Genomic DNA, 4,404 nt, shown 5'->3' with positions numbered 1-4,404 from the left:
CTCTATTAATATGAAAAAAACTTAGCACATTATAGCAGGGAAGTCTATTTTTAATCTGGAGGAATTTGAACAATTAGCAAGTGTTTTAGATGGAACAATGTGGAGCTTTACACCAATGGGCTTGATTAAGTGAGCTAGTAGATTTTGCTTCAAATTTATTTACAATACCTAAAATATAGAATGATCCCATCCTTTATATTCCTCCCTAAACAATCGATTCCATCCTTTATGCTCATATTCAGTGTGTCATATCACTTTTACTTTATTTATTAATGCTATTATAACTGCTATCTTATAAGATTTATACACTATTTCCTTATCAGGTCAGTTTACAGCCATGAATGGTCAGTTAGTGGTCATAAATGGTTAATTTAAAGGCATAAGATATTTTTATTCTTGGTAAAGTCGTTTGAATGTATTGTTAAAACGTGTTAAAAAATAATTAACCAACCCTGAAATGCTAGTAATGAATAAGGGTTAAGAAAAATAATTGAGACAGTGAAAGTTTCGTTCTAGGCGGTTATATTGAGTGTTAGTATCGGTGATGCTTGTAGAATCTATAAGAAATGTAAAATATGCGGGGAAAGTAAATATATAAAGGAATTTCAAACTACAGGTGGGAGAAAGGCTAATCCAACAAAGCGAAAATCATTTTGTAGGGATTGCAAAGATTGTAGGCATGAGAGAATACTAGGTCCACGACAAGAATATAATTTCGATACGTCCTCGTTAGACCCTTTCAAAGAAATCGTTATTCGTGGCCGTAGTGCAAGTGGTTTTCGATATGAAGATATAATAAGCTATGATAGAGCAAAGAAGCTAGTGGAAGAAGGAGCGGCAGGTATAGTACATAGTACATTAATTCACAATTTCTTCAATTGGAAGTCATTAAGGGAATTTATATTCCAACGAGATAGTTATATTTGCCATTACTGCGGTTGTTACGGCGATACAATTGATCACAAAGTTGCTAAATCAAAAGATGGAGCAAGTACACCTTTTAACTGTGTTTGTGCTTGTATCGAGTGTAATCTATATAAGGGTGATATTGGGTATGGGGAATATATATATAAAGTGAAATTGATTGAACAAGGTTAAACGGTTTAATTTAGTGTGTTAAAACGTAAAATAATTAACTTTCTGCTTGTTTTCAAATAAGGAAAGTCGATATTGAAATGAGATATAACATAGTTGCTTTAAGAATAAAGTAGGAAGGGATAGGGTTATTTTATGACGGAAAATAAGAGAAAGTTTGAATGGGTGGATAAGTGGGCTAAGATGACAGGTGAACGTGCAAGGATTGATGCTAAAGCCAATAAGACTGCTATTGTATATAACACAAAGCATGGGTGGGTTAAGGAATATTACGATGGTACAATTGAGAGTATGGATAATGAAAAAAACAGAGGTGAGAAAATGCGGGAGAAGGAACGAATAAATAGAATTATGTCACTCATACAAAGGATCTGGGAACAGCAACCGGACATGCGATTTAACCAATTAATATCTAACTTGCAATCTATATATTCTTCGCGAAACGAAGGATATGGTCAAAGGATGATGATAGAGAAAGGGCCATTTGGAGATGAAGCTGAATCTTCTTATTTGGACTTTTTCTACTTAGAAGATGATCAGTGGGAAGCATTCTTGCAAAGGATAGTTGATGATCGACGAAAGGATAATTAGTGATTATTATCCAACTGCATTCGAATTAGAAGATAAAATACGAATGTGAGGGATGTACTGTGCTGTGTAATGTTCTTAAAGAAAAACGTGATTTAATATTAAAGGTTGGGTATAAGTGCGGAATTAGTCATATACGAGTATTTGGTTCGGTAGCAAGATCTGAGGATGTACCAAAAAGCGACCTTGACTTACTTGTCGAAATTGAAAAAGGCAGAAGTTTATTTGATTTGATTCATTTTAAACATGAAGTTGAAGATCTGCTGGGTGTAAAAGTTGATGTCGTCACAGAAAATTCCCTTCATTGGAGTATAAAGCAGGATGTATTAGCTGAAGCCGTTAAACTGTAAAATGATACATTAATCACAAAATATATCATAATGCTTAAAAATTGATGATTGATAGATTCAAAATCATTTACAACTTTTTATACGTTTTGTATCCCCAAACTTTATTGTTATTTAAACGACCAGTCGAACGAACACAATAGTTGGAAAGGAACGGTACTAAGTGAAAAAGGTAATAATAAACAGGGTTCGTTGTAAAAAGTGCGACGATATTATTGAATCAATACATAGCCATGATTTTAAGAGATGTAAATGTGGTGCTATATTTCTAGACGGAGGGAAGGATTACCAGCGGTACGGCTGGGGGATGAATCAATCTGGAAATGCAAAACTAGAGGATTTTATTGATTTTAGTTATTCAGTTTACGAGGATGATTGAAAATTTAGCAGTTCAAGCAATTAACAATAGGTAAGGAATATATGTCATAGGTAGTATCAGTACGGGATGTATGTAAAAGGTTAGGTCTTTGTTACGCTTTTATGTAAAAAGTATAAAATAGAAGGGTGAATGATATTGTTTCTCTCAATATTTAATTGGATAAATGGAATAGAAAGTGCAAGAACGCTATGGACTTTGAAACTAAGTTCATAGCGTTTATACTAACTAATTTGCTTTTCTAATACCTATAGATTTTGCACCGCTTTTTTTCGCTTCCTTTTTCGCTACCTTTACAAAAAGTCTAACAATTTCTGCATCTGTATTTCGTCTTCTTAAAATAAATCTTAGCAATTAGCTCACCTCATTATTTTTTCTATTAATATATGAATAGAAAACTAGAATATGATAGATATATTATAATTTTTAAAAAGGAGAATTTTTATGGAATCAAATAATATTTGTATTTACACTAAACAGCCTCACGATGATGCAGAACTTAAATCTGGAGACCATGTAATATTAGCGGCAATTGGTGGGCAAAGGAAATTACCTAAATCTTATGTTTCACATGAAGCAAATAACTATTTTTCAAGGTTGGAAAAACACTTCACAAGGGATTCTATCATATCGTTAGTTCGGCAATTTGAGGGTCCCGGTAAACGTGGAAAGCTTAATATCAAAAAAGCATCTAAGTCTAAAGTGAACGTTATGGTTTCACAACACCCCGATGATGAATCAAGTTACAAATATTCCCTTGGCTATTTAGAATTAGGAAAGCCTTATGCAATTAACCAATTTATTTTTAATTTAGATGATACTAATAAGAATAATATTCTAACTTCACTGAATCCAATACTTATAAAAGCTGATGATGACCCACAACAGGTTTTACTAAGCTTTATAGAAAGTGTAAAGAAAATGGAGAATTATATTTTAATCCTTGATGAAAATATGCCTGAAAACCTTGCATTGTTCGGCGAATTAGAAAATAAATGGTTTTTAGCTATTAACAGTAACGCAAAGGAATCTTTAGCTCTCGACTTTATTAAGCATATACAGCAGTCGAAGTCAGTGACTGTTAATGATTCTAATAAAAGTTCTAGTCAAGTTTCAACTCACCAAAGTATTTCCTTTGATTTTGATATAACATCTCGTGTAATCGCTAAAATGGTTTTTAATTTCCTTGCATTAGAAAAGGGCCAAGAATTTATCTTAAATTCTAGATTCGATTCAATCAGAAATTGGATATACACTGGCGAAGGTGAAAATAATTTCGTAAGTATTATGGAGAGTGATAATATGATGAAAAAACGTTTTGGTACTCTCTATCCAGATAGATCACACTACATTTTCATTACTCAAATAGACCGTGAATTAGTTGGGCTTATTGGATTCTATGGATCTACCTTTTCATTTTCAGTTAAATTAACAGACTTGGTTCCGGGAGAAATTCTACTTAACGATGTTTGTGGGCTTATTTGTGATTGGAAAAATAGAAAAGAATATAGTTTGATGGAGTACGTTCTTCAATTAACTCAAAGCCACGGACATTGAGGAAAGGGTCTATCAGTTTGAACAAACAATAGGTTTGGGTTATTTACCTAAGTGTCCATTTTTTTGAAATTGCAGGAATATATAGTTTTTAACTAATTCAGTACGGGAAAAATGTAAAAAGTGTTTCAGTCAGTTCTGTAAAATTCATAGAATATTGGGTGTAGGGTCGGGGATTCATGTTTCTCTAATGCCCAAAAAATAGAATAGATATTATTCGGAAAATTAGGTGTGAATTTTGGGCTACGGTTATATAATAGTCGTCCCGGAAGAGGATAAATAAATTGTTAAAGTCCATCTGTATCAAGGGTTTGCTCGGTTTAGGCTTATGAAACGGTAAATATTGCGATTAAATAAGGCCACTGTTCCATTGTTCTATTGCAAAATAAAAGTAGAATAAAAAAGATGACTTCTGTTGGTTTCTAACAGGAGTCATCTTTTTCG

6 protein-coding genes are annotated in these 4,404 nt (G+C 32.8%); 5 read left to right on the top strand and 1 reads right to left on the bottom strand.

Translation table 11 applies throughout. The annotated features are described in order from the left end of the window. Positions 1–525: 525 nt before the first annotated feature. From WKU33_RS18635 to WKU33_RS19155, 4 genes are all read left to right on the top strand, one after another. Positions 526–1,098 (top strand): HNH endonuclease, encoded by a 573-nt coding sequence (locus tag WKU33_RS18635; RefSeq protein ID WP_340456067.1) that lies wholly within the window; start codon positions 526–528, stop codon positions 1,096–1,098. Positions 1,099–1,230: 132 nt separating this feature from the next. Further along, the gene (locus WKU33_RS18630) at positions 1,231–1,686 is read left to right on the top strand and encodes a hypothetical protein (RefSeq protein WP_340456069.1); all 456 of its coding nucleotides are present in this window, start codon (positions 1,231–1,233) and stop codon (positions 1,684–1,686) included. A 59-nt stretch (positions 1,687–1,745) separates the two neighbouring features. Next, a complete protein-coding gene (locus WKU33_RS18625) occupies positions 1,746–2,033 on the top strand; it encodes a nucleotidyltransferase family protein (RefSeq protein ID WP_340456065.1) in 288 nt (95 codons plus the stop codon). Positions 2,034–2,193: 160 nt separating this feature from the next. Then, entirely contained in the window at positions 2,194–2,409 is a 216-nt protein-coding gene (locus tag WKU33_RS19155; protein ID WP_445321713.1) for a DUF7695 domain-containing protein, read from the top strand. Between the two features lie 225 nt (positions 2,410–2,634). Here the strand turns inward: WKU33_RS19155 and WKU33_RS18620 are convergent, their stop codons facing one another. Continuing rightward, positions 2,635–2,760, bottom strand: coding sequence for a hypothetical protein (locus WKU33_RS18620; protein ID WP_340456063.1), 126 nt, complete (start codon positions 2,758–2,760; stop codon positions 2,635–2,637). Between the two features lie 90 nt (positions 2,761–2,850). Here WKU33_RS18620 and WKU33_RS18615 point away from each other — a divergent pair, with 90 nt between their 5' ends. Next, positions 2,851–3,963: a hypothetical protein gene (locus WKU33_RS18615; protein WP_340456061.1), complete on the top strand. Its 1,113-nt coding sequence runs from the start codon at positions 2,851–2,853 to the stop codon at positions 3,961–3,963. Positions 3,964–4,404 lie beyond the last annotated feature (441 nt).

The organism is Oceanobacillus sp. HCA-5259 (assembly GCF_037892815.1).
In the GTDB taxonomy this organism is placed as follows: Bacteria; Bacillota; Bacilli; order Bacillales; family Amphibacillaceae; genus Oceanobacillus; species Oceanobacillus indicireducens.
This window is presented reverse-complemented; position numbering and strand designations above follow the sequence as displayed.